Annotated in this window: 1 pseudogene; it reads left to right on the forward strand. The window is 49.8% G+C overall.

The features are described from left to right. Positions 1–205, forward strand: a pseudogene (locus FD23_RS09590) (RNA-guided endonuclease TnpB family protein); the annotation flags it as partial.

The raw sequence follows: 205 nt of genomic DNA on the forward strand, positions 1-205 counted from the left end.
AGTTTTCTGTAGAGATGACCAGTCCGTGGAGTTATCCACGCACCGGCGATATCACAGTGGTGCTTGACCGCATCAAGCAGCGCCTTGAAGTTCATAAGCTGATCTCTAGCAAGTGTTACAGCACTGATTCAAAGAAGGCAATCGGCATTGACAAGGGGCTTGCCACCCTGCTTTCCTGCAGCAGCGGCAATGAATATGGTGAAAA

It is taken from the genome of Lactobacillus delbrueckii subsp. delbrueckii DSM 20074 = JCM 1012, assembly GCF_001433875.1.
Lineage (GTDB): Bacteria > Bacillota > Bacilli > Lactobacillales > Lactobacillaceae > Lactobacillus > Lactobacillus delbrueckii.